The sequence below is a fragment of the Mycoplasma sp. 11548 genome (assembly GCF_055523555.1).
In genome coordinates this window covers 801659-820722 of the sequence record NZ_JBVFVF010000001.1, presented here as the reverse complement: position 1 = coordinate 820722, position 19064 = coordinate 801659, and the positions used below count along the sequence as shown (strand labels likewise).

The window sequence follows — 19064 nt, the reverse complement described above, 5'->3', positions numbered from 1 at the left end:
TTATGATTCTCCTTTATTAAATACTTGGTTTATTTCTTTAATTACTGATTCATAGTCAGTAATTCTAATTGTTATATTATGTGATGTTTCTTTTTGATAATCATCAATTATTTTAATTTCATATGGATTATGGTTTAGAATAATTGGTTTTAAGTATTCATCAATACTTTGCTTATTTAAAAGTTCAAAGGTTAAATCAATACTTTTCATTGGTTCATAATTAATTGGTTTAAATTTATGGAAATTATTCGGTAAGTCTGGGATAATAAATTCAGCATAAAAAGCATTAGTATCATCATACATTGGATGAATCTTTCCGATTCATCCAATTAGTTTATCACCATGAAAGATTTTTGCTGAAACGTTTTGGTGTACGAATTCATAATTATCAAATTTTTCAAAAGTTAATTCTAAGTTTAAAAAGTTAATTATATCTTGTTTTAATTCTTGAAAACTTTTAGTTGTTGATGCCAAACCATATACAAACTCTTCAGAAACAACCATACCATGTTCAAAGATATTAATTTGCTCTAATTTACGCTTTTGATTATAAATTATTACTTCTTGCAATGAAGTTATGATTGATTTACGAACTGATTCGCGTTCTTTTGAAACAAAGGTTAATAAATCAATATTTTCTTTTCAGCAGAGCGGATTTAAAAAGTTTTTGTTTTTTGAAACTAAACAAAATGTTCTTGCTTCATTATAACCATTATGCAATCAATAACCTTTGTGATTGTCTCGCTTTTGTGTTTTTAAAGGAGTGATATTAACAGCTTTTGGTTGAAAATTTTGATATGAATAAAAGCGGAAAATTTCTTCAATAATATCTTCAAAATAATTAATATCATATCGATAGTCCGGAACTAAAACTAAGTTTTCTTTAAACTCAAAACCTAAAGATTCTAGTTGTTTTAGTGCATCTTGAAATATATTCAAATCCTTAGAACCCGAATACATTTCTAGTTTTCGTTTATCAAATAAAATTTCTTTTTTATTTGATAAGCATATTGGGTTAATAACGTTCGATATTTTTAAATTGCTTGTTTTGGCTTGAATGTATTCTAAGGCTATTTTTGCACTATATCTTGTGATAGTTCGCGAACCTTGATTTGCAGCACTAGTTAATAATTTAATTTCTTTTGCCCCGTGGCGTACTAATTTTGGATCAAAAACACCAATTTCAAATAAATAATTAGTAGTATCTAGGTCAGCTTTTGACTTTTCTAATCCCATTACAGAAGCTAGGGATATAGGCCCTTGATCATCAAATATGGTTAGAACATTAGTAACCTCAATTTGTTTTTGACCTAAAATTTCTACCTTTCCGTTAAATAAATCACAATTAATATTTTTAGAAATTTTTTGAGCATCATAAACATGAACCGGAACACCAATTTCTAAAAGTGTTAAATTAGTTAAATTAACACTTCAATCAAACGTGCTTGAAATTCCGTGTTTGGCTAAAAACATTTTTTCATATAAACTAGTTTGATTTTTACCATGAACTTCTAAAAAAGAAAGTTCATTAGCTTTATTTTTTACAACTTTAAAGTCAGAGGTAAAACTTGGAGATGTATTATTTATGAATATTGGTTTAAACTCAGTTTTAAAATACGCTGCTAATTCTTTAGCTAAAAAATAATATGAATTTGCATCATTTCGATTTGCCGTAACTGAAATTTCTATAATATAATCATTAATTCCTAATAATTCCATTGGATCATCTTCTAAGCTTGCAAAATCATTAGGTAAAACCAATAATTGATCTTTATTTGTTAATAATTCATATTGATACCCAATTTCTGATCATGAAGCCATCATCCCTTGTGATGGAACACCTTTTAACATAACTTCTTTAAAGGTAACTCCATCTTTGGTTGAATCAACTGGAAAACAAATTACTAGGTCGCCTTCTTTTAAGATTCGATTTGTTGTTTGGATTGTAATATTACCATTTTTAGTTGCTAAATTTACTACATCTAACCGATCTGAATTAGGATTTAATTCAACTTTTAAAACTTTAGCAAAAATGACACCTGTCACATTAGCAAAGGGTTTGATACTTTCAACTTCAAAACCAAGTTCATTTAAAGCAATTTCAACTTGGCCTGGTGTTAAAGTAAGAGATGGTAAATATTTCTTTAAATGTTTAAGAGATAAAATCATGTCACTCCTTATAAATTTCAATCAATGGGCTCTTTATTTAATGTTTCTAAACGAGCATTAATAGTTTTAAAGATTTGTGAATTTTTAAAACTATGACGGTATCCTAGCGGCGAAGGATGCGATAGTTTAAATAAATTATTTGTATCATAGTTTAATAAATATAATGAATTATCAACAATTTTATGTGCATAATTACCTAAAGCCAAGATTAAAACATCTTTATTTACCCTGACAATTTCTTGGATAATTGCACTTATGAAAAAACTTCAACCAATATTTTGGTGTGAATTAGGTTTATTTTCCTCAACTGTTAAACTTGAATTTAATAATAAGATTTTTTGTTTGGCTCATGGAACCAGTGAATTAGAATTTAAAGTTATATTTGGATAATCATTTTTAAGCTCTTTAAAGATATTTTTAAGTGTGGCAGGGGTTTTTAAATTATGTGTAGAAAAAGCAAGACCATCAGCAACACCATATTCACTATAAGGATCTTGACCTAGAATAATTAGTTTAGTTTCGTGAGTTTGAAAAAATTCAAAGGCACGAAACATTTCAGTTTGGTGTGGCCAGATTGTTTTGTTTTGTTTCGCTGAAAGGGATAAATTATCTAAGATTTTAGTAAAGTAAGGCTTTTTTCCTTCAGATTGTAAAATTTTTAAAAAACTATCTTTCATAATTAAATTGCTCCATGATTCTTAAATCATTTTTATATAAATCTCTAATGTCATTAAAACCAAATTTAATCATTGTAATACGTTCAATTCCTAATCCTGCAGCAAATCCATTCATACCATTAGTATAACCGGCTAATTCTAAAACTTTTGGGTGCAACATTCCAGCGCCGAGAATTTCAATTCAACGGTTATTATAAAAAATGTCAACTTCAACACTTGGTTCAGTAAATGGAAAATAGCTTGGTCTTAATCTTAACTGTATCTCTGTTTCTAAAACATATGATAATAAAGATTTTAATGTTCAAATTAAGTTTGGAAAACTTAATTTACCAACAGCTACAAAATCGAGTTGAGTAAATTGGTGGGAGTGTGTTGCATCATCTTCATCATTACGGTATACTTTACCAATTGAAAAAGTACCTAATTCCATATTTTTATTTTCTTCAAGAACTTTTGCACTAATTCCAGTATTATGAGTTCGCAATAATGTTGTTGCATTTATATACAACGAATCATGCATTCCGCGTGCTGGGTGATCTTGTGGAATGTTTAATTTTTCAAAGTTGTATAAGTCAGAAACAACTTCAGAATCAAATTGTTGGTAATAGCCATGTTGTATAAATCAATCTTTTAATCTTTCTTCGATGATTGTAATAGGATTTAAAGATCCTGGTTTTAAAGTCGGTAAATTAATATCCGCAAATTCTGAGTTAATTTTTTGGTTAATATTTAATTTAGTAATTTTTTGCTCAGCAAGAGTAAAAAATTCTTCATATTCTTTTTTTAGTTTGTTGATTGTTTGACCAATTTCTTTTTTTTGTTCACTAGGGGCTGTTTTTAATGTTTGTTGTAATTGAAATATTTGTCCTTGGTTTCCATAAAGTTTGGCTTTAAGTTGTTTTAAATCTTCAATATTATTAATTAAGTCTAAATTTAACATTTTACTCCTTATTCTTTTTTCAATTTTCTTTTAAAGTTTCTCAATATTTTTTGACATCTTGTTCATATTTATTTTTACCAGGAGTGTAAAATTGTTCATTACGTAATTCTCTGGGTAAGTATGTTTGTGCAACTCAATTATTGGGATAATCATGAGGGTATTTATAACCAATTGCATCACCTAGTTTTTGTGCTGATTGATAGTGTCCATCTCTTAGGTGTGAAGGAATGCGGTACACTTTACCTTGATTTAAAATTATGTCTTTAACTTTTTCTTTGGCTAAGTAAGTTGAATTGCTTTTTGGACTTAAAGCTAAATCACAAATTGCTAAGGCAACTGGTAATTCCCCTTCAGGAAGACCTAGACGTTCAAAAGTCTCAATTGCCGCTAAGACTCTTGGCCCAATTTGCAAATTTGCTAAACCTACGTCTTCATATGCTAATGCCATCATGCGGCGAAACAAACCATCATAATCGCCACTTGTTAAAATCAAAAAACCATAATATAAAGCCGCATTAACATCGCTGCCTCGCACCGATTTATGAAATGCCGATAAATTATTATAATGTTCGCTTGAATTTTTATCACTATAAAAGTTTATATTTGGAATAATGGTTTTTAAATCTCGCTCGGTAATTTCATTTAAATCTGTTTTAATAATTCCTAATGTTTGCAAATTATTAATACTTGCTCTATAATCTCCCGCCGAGTAGTTTGCTAGCAAAGCTAGTTTTTCATCAGAAATATTTAGATGTTTAAAGTGTTCATTAATGATTTTTCTGAGCCCGAAAGTAATATCTTCAAGTGAAAGTTTATAAAATTGTAAAATTTGCAAACGACTTCTAATTGCCGGGACTACCTTAAAATATGGATTTTCCGTTGTGGTTGCATAAATAATAATTTTGTCAAATTCTAAATATGATAGCAAAATTTCTTGTTTATCTTTATTTAATCGATGAATTTCATCGATAATTAAAATTTGGTTTTTAGATAATAATTCAGTTAACTCAGTTTTTGAACCAACCGATGCATTAAAATAACCATATGGTAAATTCATTTCATTTGCTAATGCAAAAGCTGTTGAAGTTTTCCCAATTCCGCTTTCGCCAAAAAACAAAAAACTAGACCTAATTTTTTTAAGGACTATTTTATTTAATAATTCTTTTAAATGGTTTTGACCAATAATATCATCTAATTTTTGTGGTCTTAAGTAGTTAGCAAGGTTTTTATCAATCATTTTTATAAATTATATTATATAAGAAGTTTTTATATTATTAAATATAGAATTTTTAACTAAATTTTCTTATTATTTAAAAAAGTTATATAATATTACTATACAGTAATATATAAACATTACAAAAAATTGAAAAGAGGTAAAAATGAAAAAACTTTACAAGAAATTCTTAATGCCAGTAGCCTTTTCTATTACACCGCTATTTGCTATTGTATCATGTGCAAAACAAGAGCAAGATTCTGATCCATTTTCAAATATAAAAATTGATTTTAGAAATTCTATTGGTACAAATCCTACTCCAGCACCTTCGCCTAAACCAATAATTGAACCTAAAATTGACCCAAATAACGAAACTAAAAAAGAGACTCCAAAGGATAATAATCTTGGGGGTGAGAGACTCCAAGATCAAGATAAAGAAAACAACCCAACTAAACCAGGAGATTCACAAGAGAAAACTCAGCAAACAAAGCACCCAAATGAAACAAATGGAGAGAAAAATATTAAAGACACAGAACCAGAGCAACCAAAACAACAAACTTCGAATAACTCTCAATTTCAAATTAATTCAATTAATTTTGATTTTAATGAAAATGACCATACTAGTTTAGGTGTAATTGTAACTTTAAATAAAATACCAACAGAAGCTGAAAAAATGGAATTTAAATTACATATTAATTATCCAGACGGTTTAGATGAAGAATATGATGGTATATTTAATCCTAACTTATGACATACTCAATATAAAGATAATAAATTATTTTTTGAATTATATGACTTAGCAAAAAACTTTGATTATCAAATTTTAAAAATTGCATATAAAGATGAGGTTATTAAATTGCCTAAAGAATCAATAACATTTAAAGCAGGAACAAAACCTGAAGATGTTCAAGGAACTGGTTCTGTTGAAAATTCAAACCCTTCAGTTAAAGAAATTGAAAATAACCATGACCAGGATCATGGTAATAATGGATCAAAAGATGAAAACATTCAACCAAGACAAAGTAATCTAAATTTAGAGAAAGTTCATTTTGTAGCTGATGATTTCGATGAAACAAATGTTAGTGGTACTTTGACATTAACTCTTAACCAAACTATTACAAATTTTAATTCTTCTAAATTAGAAATATTATTTAATTTGGAAAGTTTTCAATATAGTGAGTTAACTTTTAGTCTTAAAAATAATGTTTTAAATGCATATATTTACGATTTACCAAAAGATCAAACTATTACTATTACGTCATTAAAATATAATAATGAGTCTATTTCATTAACAGAATCAAATAAAACTTTTACAACAAAAGCACCAGAGACTAATACAACCTCTGAAGATTTATAAATATTAATTGGAAATGTCACATGCAAGTTTTTTTGCATGTGACATTGTTTTTGTCTGCCTTGTAATAAAATAGTTGTATTAATAATTTTTCAAAAAATAAAGGAGACCTTAAAATTATATGAAAAATTTAGAAAAATATATTTGTGTTTTTGACAAATATCGAAAAGAAAATAAATATCATCATTTTAAAATTGAAGAGAATTACAACACTATCTTGAAAATGCAAGGAGCACTTGAGTCGCAACGAAAATTACGATCAGATCAAATCGATCTAGAACAACTTTATAATATTTTACAAGAACTTTCTGAAGGCTTCTCATTCCAAGAAGTAGCCAAGATTTTTGATAGAGACATTCGAAGTATAAAAAGCAAAATCCAAATTATTACAAATCGCAGACCACTTAGTTTAGACAAACAAAATCGTTATGTTTGTCCTAAGTGTTCAAAAAGAGTAATGCGGGTTAAAACCCTTAATTTTACCAAGCTATACGAACATTTATTAGGTTATTCATTTTCGCGACTCTTTTTTGTAAGTGATGCAATTAAAGAGAAATGAAGGGCCTACAGAAAATATTGGTATAGTGAGCTTAATACATACAATAAAAATAGAAATAAAAAGAATTTGCAGCAAAAAGAAGTTAAGAAATCAGTTACCTATCTTGTGAATTCTTTTAAAAAATTATCACCTGATGAATTTGCTCCTTCACCTAGTACAATTTATAAAATAATCAAAAAATACCCTTATTTCCTTGAATTTGACCACATTGTTAAAAAATCTGAAGGCAAATATAGGATAAGGAAGAAAAAACAAACCAAACCTAAAACATTAAAATATGCTACAGAAATTTCAAAACGTCCAGCTTATATTAATGATCGCTCTGAACACGGCCATTTTGAATTAGACACCGTTATTGGTAAATTCAATGATACCTATTGTATTGTGACGATAATTGAACGGCAAACCAGAATGTCTTATGCTATGCTCTCAAAACGCAACTCCAAAGCTATCAAACAAACTCTTGTCAAACTAATCAAGAAACATAACTTAGACATTAAAACTTTAACTATTGATAATGGTAGTGAAAATGTCTTATTGCACCAGGTCATTCCAACTGAAAGACTATTTAAATGCCAACCATATAGTTCATGACAAAAAGGTTTAATAGAAAATATGCACCGCTTAATTAGGTATTACATTCCCAAAGGAAAAAGTCTAGATAAATACTCTCAGCAAGAAATTGATTATATGATGGATAAAATAAATAACTATCGGCAAGTTGTACGGCAATATAAGATAACCTAAAATTTTTTTAATCCCCCGCCTTTGATTGCAATCAAAGGGGCCTTACTTTTGACAAAAGTAAGCAAAACCAACGAGAAAACACTCTGTGTTTTCTATTTTAGCATACATTTTTTTATCTAAAAATTATGTTAAAATTAAAAGACAATTATTTTGTTAATATCTCGCAAGTGACTTTTCCAAAAAACAGAAGATTTATAAAAACCTTTCTGGTTTAGTTATCTTGTAGAATAACTACTTTTTTGAACTACATTTTTAATTTTTTGCCCAGACTGTTGGGGTTAATCATTTTTTTATTTTTTGATTTATATTATGATGCTTTTGTTACAAAAAAAAGATAACGAAAAAACAAAGAAAAAAAATTTTTTTCTTCTTTGGCAACTAAATTGGAAAATTTATATATTTTTTGATGTTTTTACTGTCTAAAAAATTAAGACATAATTATGCATATTGTTAAATTAACTATAAAATTTCAAAATGAAGCAAAAAGATTTTTAACCCCCCGCCCTTGATTGCAATCAAGGGGGCCTTACTTTTGAAAAAGTAAGCAAAACTTCCAGAAAACACGTGCCCGTGTTTTCTATTTTTATTATTTTCTTTTTTATTAAAAAATATTAAAATTAATATGCATCAATTTTTATTTCATCATTGATGCTTCTGTGTAATGTTCGAAGTATCTCTAAATACTCAGCCATAATCTTATTGGCTTCAAGGTTATTTCCTTGTGCATTCACAGAGACACTATTAAACTTTGAGATGTATAATTCAAGAGTTTTAAAAAATGAGTTTGTTTTCTTATGGATAAATGCTAGTTTTCCAACGGCAGGGATAGAATAATCTAAACCTTTCTCAAGAGCTCACATTTCTGTAAAGCTTAGATATTTTCCATTAGGTTCTTTGGCAAAGTATTTTTTTCCATTATATTTAAAATACAAATTATCATCAGAACAATGTACTAACACAACATCAGAATTATAAGGAAATATAATCCTTTTGTCATGCATATCGAAAGCTGCAAGGTTTTTACCTTGGTATCTAACAACACCATTTAAAACTTTTCTATTAATCTCTAAATCAACGGCTCAATTGCCGTTTTTCTTTCCTTCTTTTTGAAAGACATTATGTTTAGAAATTATTTTTTTATTCCTCGTGTTGTAATAATTTTGAAATACTTCGTTATTTTGCTTTAAATCATTAATATCTTTATATCCGTTTTCATGAATTAATAATGGGTATTGATCTAATGATGTTCTAAAAGATCTCTCAACGTGAGGTTTATGTTTGGGATTAGATGAACTGAGTACTTCTATTCCTTTTTTATTTAAATCTTTTTCAAAAATTGTTTGTGCGTTTTCGTTTCCCCAAAAAGTTCTTCTTTTATCAGTATAAATTTTCTTTGGAAATCCATATTTCTTAAATACTATTTCTAACAGTCTTTGATATCCTAATGTTGTTTCTTGTTCTTCAAATCATGCTGCTAATAATGTTCCAGTAGCAACATCAATTGCATGATAAAGATAGAATGGTTTATTATTTTTTAAATATGGTTCAAGCTGAGCATCGATTTCAACAATTTCACCAAATTCTAAATTTTTCTTTAGACCCAAAACTTGTCTTTGTTTTTCATTTTGTTTAATTTGTTTATAATATTTTTTTAATAGCAATGTTGTCTCTTGTGAAGTTTTCTTCTTTGATATTTTTGCTATTTTTCTTCCTCTTTTGGTTGTATGTATATTAAATAATCCTAATTGGTTGAATCTTCTTACCAAAGTTTTGTAAGAAATTTTTTGCCTTATAAAAGAACCATATTCTGAATAATAATAACTTTTAAACGAAAGTTGGTTATTTGTTAGAACGCTATTTAAAATAATTTCACATGTTTTTAAATAATCTTTAAACACTAATTCAATTTCTGAATCTGTAACTTTGCAACTTCTTTGTTGATTTTTATTTTTATGACTGATGTCAATTTCTTGATTACTTTTTATTATTTTTTTATATCTTTTTACAGTTGATACACTAAGGTTTGTAATTAAACTAAGTTGAGATAAAGATTTTTCAATATTAGCAGCAATTAATATGAGAGATTGCTGTTTTTTTAGTTCGTAGTTTGTTAAGTTTTTGTACTTATCTATGTTATGTTTGATTCTCATAAATAATTTATACCATATTTTAATTAAATTAGTTCACTTTCCATGGGATTTATATATGGACCTAAATAGTTGTCATTGGACAAACAGAAGATTTATAAAAACCTTTCTGGTTTAGTTATCTAAATATAGTGTATAATATTTAAGATTATTAATTGGAAATGTCACATGCAAGATTTTTGCATGTGACATTGTTTTTTGTCTGCCTTGTAATAAAATAGTTGTATTAATAAAATTTTAAAAATTATAAGGAGACCTTAAAATTATATGAAAAATTTAGAAAAATATATTTGTGTTTTTGATAAATATCGCAAAGAGAATAAATATCAACATTTTAAAATTGAAGAGAATTACAATACTATCTTGAAAATGCAAGGAGCTCTTGAGTCGCATCGAAAATTACGATCAGATCAAATCGATCTAGAGGAACTTTATAATATTTTACAAGAACTTTCTGAAGGCTTCTCAATCCAAGAAGTAGCCAAGATTTTTGATAGAGACATTCGAAGTATAAAAAGCAAAATTAAAATTATTACAAATCGCAGACCACTTAGTTTAGATAAACAAAATCGCTATGTTTGTCCTAAGTGTTCAAAAAGAGTAATGCGTGTTAAAACCCTTAATTTTAGCAAACTATATGAACATTTATTAGGCTATTCGTTTTCGAGACTCTTTTTTGTAAGTGATACAATTAAAGAGAAATGAAAGGCCTACAGAAAATATTGGTATAGTGAGCTTAATACATACAATAAAAATAGAAATAAAAAGAATTTGCAGCAAAAAGAAGTTAAGAAATCAGTTACCTATCTTGTGAATTCTTTTAAAAAATTATCCCCTGATGAATTTGCTCCTTCACCTAGTTCAATTTATAAAATAATCAAAAAATACCCTTATTTCCTTGAATTTGACCACATTGTTAAAAAATCTGAAGGAAAATATGGCATAAGGAAGAAGAAGCAAACCAAACCTAAAACATTAAAATATGCTACAGAAATTTCAAAACGTCCAGCTTATATTAATGATCGCTTGGAACATGGTCATTTTGAATTAGACACCGTTATTGGCAAAATCAATGATACATATTGTATTGTGACCATAATTGAACGGCAAACCAGAATGTCTTATGCTATGCTCTCAAAACGCAACTCCAAAGCTATCAAACAAACTCTTGTCAAACTAATCAAGAAACATAACTTAGACATTAAAACTTTAACAGTTGATAATGGTAGTGAAAATGTCTTATTGCACCAGGTAATTCCAACTGAAAGACTATTTAAATGCCAACCATATAGTTCATGACAAAAAGGTTCAATAGAAAATATGCACCGCTTAATTAGGTATTACATTCCCAAAGGAAAAAGTCTAGATAAATATTCTCAGCAAGAAATTGATTATATGATGGATAAAATAAATAACTATCGGCAAGTTGTAAGGCAATATAAGATAACCTAAAAACTTTTTTAATCCCCCGCCTTTGATTGCAATCAAAGGGGCCTTACTTTTGGCAAAAGTAAGCAAAACCGACGAGAAAACACTGCCGTGTTTTCTGTTTTCTCATACATTTTTTATGTACAATTTATGTTAAAATTAAAAGACAATTATTTTGTTAATACCTCGCATGTGACTTTTCCAAAAAACATAATATTTAAGATAAATTATTTTTTAACTTAACTTTTAAAAAATAGGTTATAATACTTAAACAAATAAATAAATCATTTAGGAGACAAAATGACAAAAAAAGAATTTGTAACTCAAGTATCTGAAAGAGTTGAGGATACCTTAAATTTAACACCTAAACAAGTTGATCAAATTTTAGAAGAAATGTTATTTGTTCTAAAAGAACAATTATTAGCTGAAGATTCAGTACGTTTAGCTGATTTTGGTATCTTCTCAACCGTTGTTAAACCGCAACGTACAATTACTAACAGATTTACAAAAGAACAACAAGTTGTTCCGCGTAAGAGAGTTGTTAAATATAAACCATCTAAGTACTTACGCGACTTAATTGATTTTAAATAGTTTATAAAATATTTAAAATACCTGGAAACTCTAAAGTTAAAACTTTAGAGTTTTTAATTAATTCTTCAATTCGGATACTTTTTTGCTTTTGGTTTAATAATTCTAAAATATATTCAATTTCTACTTTAAAAAATAAGTCTTTATTGCTAAAAAATAAAATGATAAAAGCAAGGCCGCCATTTCACTTTATTAATTTTAAGTAATTAATTTGATGGGTTTTTAAGTTGCTTAAATCAAAACGATCTTCGTTGCAACTTTTAGCTTCAAAACAGACGAATTGTCCTTGATACATACCAATATAGTCTACCGTTGATTTTTTACTTATATATCCTTTATTTACTATTATTTTTTGATCATTATTTTTATTTATTTTCTTAAGGGAAATATCCAGGTTTTTCTTATGAATAAAAGCATAATTAGTTTCCCAGTAATAATTAATTGTTTGATTAATAATTTTTTCTAAAAACATGCCGCGGTTCTTTGTCATATTAATCTTAATATTATTTTTATTTAAAAAATACAAAAAATAAACATTTTTGATAAAATTTAAATAAATTATTAGTTATTTAGAAAGGGAATTAGATGAACAAATTACTTATTATTGGTAACTGAAAAATGAATAAAACATATTCAGAAACCTTAGATTTTATAAATAAATTCCAAGATTTATATAACCAAAAAAACCAAATTATTGCTAAGGATACTGCCTTTGCTGTTGCTGTTCCATATGCTAATTTAAGTGCTTTTAAGACAAATCAAGTGCAAGGTTTAAAACTAGCTGCACAAGATATGTCAAAACATGTTAAAGGAGCATATACTGGAGAAGTATCAGCAGGTATGCTTCTTGATTTAGATGTTAAATATGTTATTTTAGGACATTCAGAAAGAAGAACGTATCACAACGAATGTAATAAAACAGTATATTCTAAAGCTAAATTAGCTTTAGAAAAAGGGTTAACTCCAGTTATTTGTGTTGGCGAAACTTTAGAAGAATATGAACAAGGTTTAACTAAAGAAGTAGTTAAAAAACAAATTGAAGGATCAGTTAATGATTTGGATTTATCTAAAATCGTTGTGGCATATGAGCCTGTTTGAGCAATTGGGACTGGTAAAGTAGCAACAGCTGAAATTGCACAAGATGTTTGTGCATACATTCATGAACTTACTTCAAATGATTTAGTTGTCCAATATGGAGGAAGTGTATCTCCTAAAAATATTGTTGAATTAGCGACCCAACCTGATATTAACGGATTTTTAGTTGGTGGAGCTTCATTAGAACCAGAAAGCTTCATGCAACTTTTAACCTTAGGTAAATAATCTTAGAATTAATTTATTATAAAATATGCGTTTAAATAACGCATATTTTTTAAAACAGTTTTTAACAATTATTTAGATTAAAAAAATAAAATATAAAAATTTACCTTGGTTAATTTATAATAAATTAACCAAGGTAAATTTTGGGGCGGTTGACGGGATTCGAACCCGCGAATGACGGGACCACAACCCGCTGTGTTAACCACTTCACCACAACCGCCATATTTGCCATATAATTATACACTAATTTTTAAAATTCCAAATACTAAATTATTTTTTATTGTGGCTGTGTCCAATGACAACTATTTAGGCCCATATATAAATCCCTCCGAAAATGAACTAATTTAATTAAAATATGGTATAAATTATTTATGAGAATCAAACATAACATAGATAAGTACAAAAACTTAACAAACTACGAACTAAAAAAACAGCAATCGCTCATATTAATTGCTGCTAATATTGAAAAATCTTTATCTCAACTTAGTTTAATTACAAACCTTAGTATATCAACTGTAAAAAGATATAAAAAAATAATAAAAAGTAATCAAGAAATTGACATCAGTCATAAAAATAAAAATCAACAAAGAAGTTGCAAAGTTACCGATTCAGAAATTGAATTAGTGTTTAAAGATTATTTAAAAACATGTGAAATTATTTTAAATAGCATTCTAACAAATAACCAACTTTCGTTTAAAAGTTATTATTATTCAGAATATGGTTCTTTTATAAGGCAAAAAATTTCTTACAAAACTTTGGTAAGAAGATTCAACCAATTAGGATTATTTAATATACATACAACCAAAAGAGGAAGAAAAATAGCAAAATTATCAAAGAAGAAAACTTCACAAGAGACAACATTGCTATTAAAAAAATATTATAAACAAATTAAACAAAATGAAAAACAAAGACAAGTTTTGGGTCTAAAGAAAAATTTAGAATTTGGTGAAATTGTTGAAATCGATGCTCAGCTTGAACCATATTTAAAAAATAATAAACCATTCTATCTTTATCATGCAATTGATGTTGCTACTGGAACATTATTAGCAGCATGATTTGAAGAACAAGAAACAACATTAGGATATCAAAGACTGTTAGAAATAGTATTTAAGAAATATGGATTTCCAAAGAAAATTTATACTGATAAAAGAAGAACTTTTTGGGGGAACGAAAATGCACAAACAATTTTTGAAAAAGATTTAAATAAAAAAGGAATAGAAGTACTCAGTTCTTCTAATCCCAAACATAAACCTCACGTTGAGAGATCTTTTAGAACATCATTAGATCAATACCCATTATTAATTCATGAAAACGGATATAAAGATATTAATGATTTAAAGCAAAATAACGAAGTATTTCAAAATTATTACAACACGAGGAATAAAAAAATAATTTCTAAACATAATGTCTTTCAAAAAGAAGGAAAGAAAAACGGCAATTGAGCCGTTGATTTAGAGATTAATAGAAAAGTTTTAAATGGTGTTGTTAGATACCAAGGTAAAAACCTTGCAGCTTTCGATATGCATGACAAAAGGATTATATTTCCTTATAATTCTGATGTTGTGTTAGTACATTCTTCTGATGATAATTTGTATTTTAAATATAATGGAAAAAAATACTTTGCCAAAGAACCTAATGGAAAATATCTAAGCTTTACAGAAATGTGAGCTCTTGAGAAAGGTTTAGATTATTCTATCCCTGCTGTTGGAAAACTAGCATTTATCCATAAGAAAACAAACTCATTTTTTAAAACTCTTGAATTATACATCTCAAAGTTTAATAGTGTCTCTGTGAATGCACAAGGAAATAACCTTGAAGCCAATAAGATTATGGCTGAGTATTTAGAGATACTTCGAACATTACACAGAAGCATCAATGATGAAATAAAAATTGATGCATATTAATTTTAATATTTTTTAATAAAAAAGAGAATAATAAAAATAGAAAACACGGGCACGTGTTTTCTGGAAGTTTTGCTTACTTTTTCAAAAGTAAGGCCCCCTTGATTGCAATCAAGGGCGGGGGGTTAAAAATCTTTTTGCTTCATTTTGAAATTTTGTAGTTAATGTAATGATATAAATAATTATGTTCTGATTTTTTAGACAGTAAAAACATCAAAAAATATATAAATTTTCCAATTTAGTTGCCAAAGAAGAAAAAAATTTTTTTGGTTTGTTTTTTCATTATCTTTTTTTTGCAACAAAAGCATCATAATATAAATTAAAAAATAAAAAAAGATTAACCCCAACAGTCTGGGCAGAAAATTAAAAATGTAGTTCAAAAAAGTAGTTATTCTACAAAAATTCCAAATACTAAATTATTTTTTATTGTGGCTGTTTTTTGGTTTAGTTATTGTAAATATCAAAGATTATAATCAATTAGTTTTAAAACACTATGAAGAGATAGTTATTTTGTATAAACCATTGATATGCTTATCTAAAATAGTTTTGTAACTAACATAAATATTGCTAATGGCTTAATTTGTGAGTTGATGTAAATAATTAATATTATACTTTATTATGAATATAAATATTTTTTGATCTGGTAAATTATTTTTGCACAATTTTTAAAAAATATTTGGAAACTACATTTTTATGTGTTATAATTTTAATCTAAAGTTTAAAACTTAGTATTTGCCCGAGTGGTGGAATTGGCAGACACGCTAGACTAAGGATCTAGTGGAGCAATCCGTGCAGGTTCAAGTCCTGTCTTGGGCACCATTATTATATGTATTTTATCATATATGGAGGTTGAGGAAGCATTTCTCAACTGACCCGTAAATTATCTCGCCCGTAATTATTAAAATAAATTTTAATGATTACGGGGGGGGTAATATTTTTAATATTCTTATATTTATAAAATATAATTAACACGTATACTATAAGCAAAAAAATTAAGGAGAAAAATATGGAAATATTAAAAAATCGAATTTTAAGGTTTAAAAATGAGAAGGATATTTTTTGAGGCGAAATATCGCAAAAGTTAGGTCTTAGTATTGATAAAATATATACATTATTTAAAAGCGACTGAATACCAAATATATCAGATTGTTTTAAACTAACTGATATATTTAAAGTTAATATAATTACTTTATTAACCGGAGAACCATATGATGAAAAAGGGTATTCTTCAAATAATGATGATAAATGACTTGGAGATATTAATGATCAAACAAGCCCTTTACACTTAATTTCTAAAGATGATGCAACTTTATTTAAACAATATGGATATTTAAATTTATTTAATATTTTTCATAAATTTGAATCTGGTCAAAAAGGAACAAAAGAATATTATCAATTAACTAGAAAGGTAATTGATGCACTTTACGAACATAAAGCAATTAATATTTTTAAAGAATGTCTTTTAGATAATATTGTTGATTTACCTGATGATTGATATGAAACTAATTCTCGTTCATCAGACAAATGACCATGAGTAATTTATGGAAATTCTTGAAGTTATAGTAATTCTGAATCTTTGGACACGAAACGTTTAAATAAATACATTAGTTTATGTATTGATAGTAATTATGCTGCTGGATTAAAGGCAATAGATTACAAACATAATTATAGATACTCAGATCTAACCGCAACATTTAAAAGCCTCTTTACAAAAAATGTTAAAGATGTCCTTGAATATATGTCTAAACTTGAATTTAAAAATACTAAATATAATTCAACAAATGAGATAATGCTTGAACTTTATAAAAATAAGCATTTTGAACTTTTAGACAGAATGATAGTTGACAAAGAAAGAAGATTAGAATATGCTAGAGAATCATATTATAAGTATGAAAATAGACGTTATAGACCTTATAATAATGATAAAGAATATTCTTATGAACATTTTAACCCAATTAAAGATGCTTTCAATTTAGCAAAAGAACAAAAAGATATAGTATGGCTCAAAAAGTTTAATGATTTTAATTTAAAGTTAAAGCAAAAAGTGAATCAACTTGAAGTAACTACTGTATCAAATAAAGATATGCAAATTTTTGAATTAGAATGATTAGATTCTAAACCTTTAGAAGATATTTTAGTTGCAAAGCATACTAAACATGGTGTTTTAGACTTAAAATCTTTATTAAATGATGATTGTGGGCTAAGTAAAGAAGAGTATGGGCAAAAACTTACAAATTTAGTTGCTAAAATCAGAGGCCTTAAGCCATTTATTATAGATAAATATATTAGTTATAATGAATTAATTAAAACAAGTGTTAAAAATAATATGTGGAGGGATGTATATCAATTTGCTATTGATTTGGGTTATAGCTTTTTAGCAGATGCAGTTATTGCAAAAAACGTTGATTTAATTTATGAACTTGCTGATGAATTATTTATGCCTAATGAATATATACGTCAAGGAATCATATCACACACTGATTATTTAAGAACTAAAACAGCAATAGAACATAAATATACTCAAGAACAAATAAAAGAAGGTGAATTAAAAATACTTGAAAATTGATCAAAGAGTATTTTTAATAAGATGAACAAGTTTGAAAATAGTAAGATGGACGAGTTTGAAGATAGCTATGACTCACCAGCAACTTTAGATATAGATACAAAACTCTATAAAGAACTATTAACTATTGAATCTCAAAATTTTCCTTTATTAGATGAACATAATGAATTTACTGTTAAAAGCAATCTTAAAAAAGTTAAAGAAAACTTTTGAAAACAATATAAGCAAAAACTTGAGGATGTTATTGAATCAATTACTAATGAAAAAGCTATGAAGAACCATTTTGAAAAAATTAATAATGAATTTAGTTCAAAAAACCTACTTAAACTTTTAAATTCTGGAAATATAGAAATGTGCATTATTCAAATTTATAGACGTTTGGAAGCTATCTTTGTATATAAATACAAATATAAAGATAAATATGGCGATAACATCCATGAATGGATAAACAAATATTTTGAGCATGAGAAAGTTAAAGTTGAGAGGGATTCTGATTATTACAATGATAGTAAAATCAAAGAATTGGAGGAAAAACAAAAACTATTGCATAAACTTAGAAAAAAACGCAATGATATAACGCACGGTAGTTTTTCAAACATTGATAAACAAGATAAACAACTATCAAATGATGAATTAAAAACTTGCATAAATTTATTAGACATAATAAATGAAGGAACAAAAGATGAATAAATATATAAAATACTTATTAAATAAAGACGTTGTTTCATTTGTATCTTCAAAAGGTTCGGAATCTTCTTATTTGTATGAGGATAATTCAAAGCTTGTTTTGCAATTAGTCCAAAACGAAAATTATCACATTGAAAGTTACAAAATCATCTTTTCAAGCCCTGCAATAGAATGTATTACTTATCAAAACAAAAAATATACTCATATAAATGATGTAATAAGCATTGATTATGAGTTTAAATCTGATAACCAAAAATTATTGATATCTTTTAAAGATAATCTTGCTGATAATTACGCATTGCCAATTAAAGTGGTTTTAGCAGATAAAGAAAAATGAGATAAGAATAATAAAAACAAAGAAACAAATGCAAAATATAAAAATGGGGCTTTAGTTGTTAATCCTGGAATTGATTTTCTCAATATTTTTTGAAAAAATGTAAAAGGTATGAACAAGCGAGAAATTAAAGTTTATTATCAGGATACCAACAAAGAAGATGGTTCAATTATTGAATACAAAATTTATGATGGTAGTGGAGAGAAATCAGGATATTTGAACTATACTTCAGAATTCCTTGAACTCTTAAACTTAGCACCAGGAAAATATAAAATAATATTAATACAATGGGAAAGGGAGCGTACTGACACTATTTTATCTCAAACTGAAACAATTGCTGAAATTAAACCTCTTGTTAATGAGATTGGAAAAGTTAAAGATGCAGTCGAATTAATTGAAAGTTTGTTAGGAAGATAATAAAAATTTTAAATAAAACTATG

General features: G+C 27.0%; 14 protein-coding genes and 2 tRNA genes. 9 read left to right on the top strand and 7 right to left on the bottom strand.

Annotated features, from left to right (window positions below; genetic code table 4):
- The 4 genes from AC0B4K_RS03290 to AC0B4K_RS03275 are packed head-to-tail and all read right to left on the bottom strand — an operon-like array spanning position 1 to position 5023.
- Positions 1–2169 carry a phenylalanine--tRNA ligase subunit beta gene (locus AC0B4K_RS03290; RefSeq protein ID WP_465103785.1) on the bottom strand — a complete coding sequence of 723 codons (2169 nt, stop codon included), beginning with the start codon at positions 2167–2169 and terminating at the stop codon, positions 1–3.
- An 8-nt stretch (positions 2170–2177) separates the two neighbouring features.
- Positions 2178–2846 (bottom strand): uracil-DNA glycosylase, encoded by a 669-nt coding sequence (locus AC0B4K_RS03285; protein ID WP_465101669.1) that lies wholly within the window; start codon positions 2844–2846, stop codon positions 2178–2180.
- The gene (locus AC0B4K_RS03280) at positions 2836–3786 is read right to left on the bottom strand and encodes a tRNA ligase subunit PheS family protein (protein ID WP_465103784.1); all 951 of its coding nucleotides are present in this window, start codon (positions 3784–3786) and stop codon (positions 2836–2838) included. Before AC0B4K_RS03280 ends, AC0B4K_RS03285 begins: the two co-directional genes overlap by 11 nt.
- 1 nt (position 3787) lies before the next feature.
- Positions 3788–5023: a replication-associated recombination protein A gene (locus AC0B4K_RS03275; RefSeq protein WP_465103783.1), complete on the bottom strand. Its 1236-nt coding sequence runs from the start codon at positions 5021–5023 to the stop codon at positions 3788–3790.
- Between the two features lie 142 nt (positions 5024–5165).
- Between AC0B4K_RS03275 and AC0B4K_RS03270 the strand changes: the two genes are divergently transcribed.
- Together AC0B4K_RS03270 and AC0B4K_RS03265 are read left to right on the top strand one after the other, a co-directional pair.
- A complete protein-coding gene (locus tag AC0B4K_RS03270) occupies positions 5166–6356 on the top strand; it encodes a hypothetical protein (protein WP_465103782.1) in 1191 nt (396 codons plus the stop codon).
- Positions 6357–6474: 118 nt separating this feature from the next.
- Positions 6475–7659 (top strand): IS30 family transposase, encoded by a 1185-nt coding sequence (locus AC0B4K_RS03265; protein ID WP_465103781.1) that lies wholly within the window; start codon positions 6475–6477, stop codon positions 7657–7659.
- A 617-nt stretch (positions 7660–8276) separates the two neighbouring features.
- Here the strand turns inward: AC0B4K_RS03265 and AC0B4K_RS03260 are convergent.
- Positions 8277–9809 carry a transposase family protein gene (locus tag AC0B4K_RS03260; protein WP_465103315.1) on the bottom strand — a complete coding sequence of 511 codons (1533 nt, stop codon included), beginning with the start codon at positions 9807–9809 and terminating at the stop codon, positions 8277–8279.
- Between the two features lie 264 nt (positions 9810–10073).
- Between AC0B4K_RS03260 and AC0B4K_RS03255 the strand changes: the two genes are divergently transcribed.
- Together AC0B4K_RS03255 and AC0B4K_RS03250 are read left to right on the top strand one after the other, a co-directional pair.
- Complete coding sequence (locus tag AC0B4K_RS03255) at positions 10074–11258, top strand: IS30 family transposase (protein ID WP_465103780.1); 1185 nt, start codon at positions 10074–10076, stop codon at positions 11256–11258.
- 276 nt (positions 11259–11534) lie between these two features.
- Positions 11535–11825, top strand: a complete 291-nt coding sequence (locus AC0B4K_RS03250; protein WP_465101665.1) for an HU family DNA-binding protein — start codon at positions 11535–11537, stop codon at positions 11823–11825.
- Position 11826: 1 nt separating this feature from the next.
- Here the strand turns inward: AC0B4K_RS03250 and recU are convergent, their stop codons facing one another.
- Positions 11827–12312 (bottom strand): Holliday junction resolvase RecU, encoded by a 486-nt coding sequence (gene recU / locus AC0B4K_RS03245; protein WP_465103779.1) that lies wholly within the window; start codon positions 12310–12312, stop codon positions 11827–11829.
- A 95-nt stretch (positions 12313–12407) separates the two neighbouring features.
- Between recU and tpiA the strand changes: the two genes are divergently transcribed.
- Positions 12408–13142: a triose-phosphate isomerase gene (gene tpiA / locus AC0B4K_RS03240; RefSeq protein ID WP_465103778.1), complete on the top strand. Its 735-nt coding sequence runs from the start codon at positions 12408–12410 to the stop codon at positions 13140–13142.
- Positions 13143–13283: 141 nt separating this feature from the next.
- Here the strand turns inward: tpiA and AC0B4K_RS03235 are convergent.
- Positions 13284–13359: transfer RNA gene (locus AC0B4K_RS03235), tRNA-His, on the bottom strand.
- Positions 13360–13510: 151 nt separating this feature from the next.
- On the opposite strand from AC0B4K_RS03235, the gene AC0B4K_RS03230 reads away from it, so the two are divergent.
- From AC0B4K_RS03230 to AC0B4K_RS03215, 4 genes are all read left to right on the top strand, one after another.
- Positions 13511–15043 (top strand): transposase family protein, encoded by a 1533-nt coding sequence (locus tag AC0B4K_RS03230; protein WP_465103777.1) that lies wholly within the window; start codon positions 13511–13513, stop codon positions 15041–15043.
- A 731-nt stretch (positions 15044–15774) separates the two neighbouring features.
- Positions 15775–15859 (top strand) — tRNA-Leu (locus tag AC0B4K_RS03225).
- 187 nt (positions 15860–16046) lie between these two features.
- A complete protein-coding gene (locus AC0B4K_RS03220; protein ID WP_465103776.1) occupies positions 16047–18293 on the top strand; it encodes a hypothetical protein in 2247 nt (748 codons plus the stop codon).
- Positions 18286–19041: a hypothetical protein gene (locus AC0B4K_RS03215; RefSeq protein WP_465103775.1), complete on the top strand. Its 756-nt coding sequence runs from the start codon at positions 18286–18288 to the stop codon at positions 19039–19041. Before AC0B4K_RS03220 ends, AC0B4K_RS03215 begins: the two co-directional genes overlap by 8 nt.
- Positions 19042–19064: the final 23 nt, after the last annotated feature.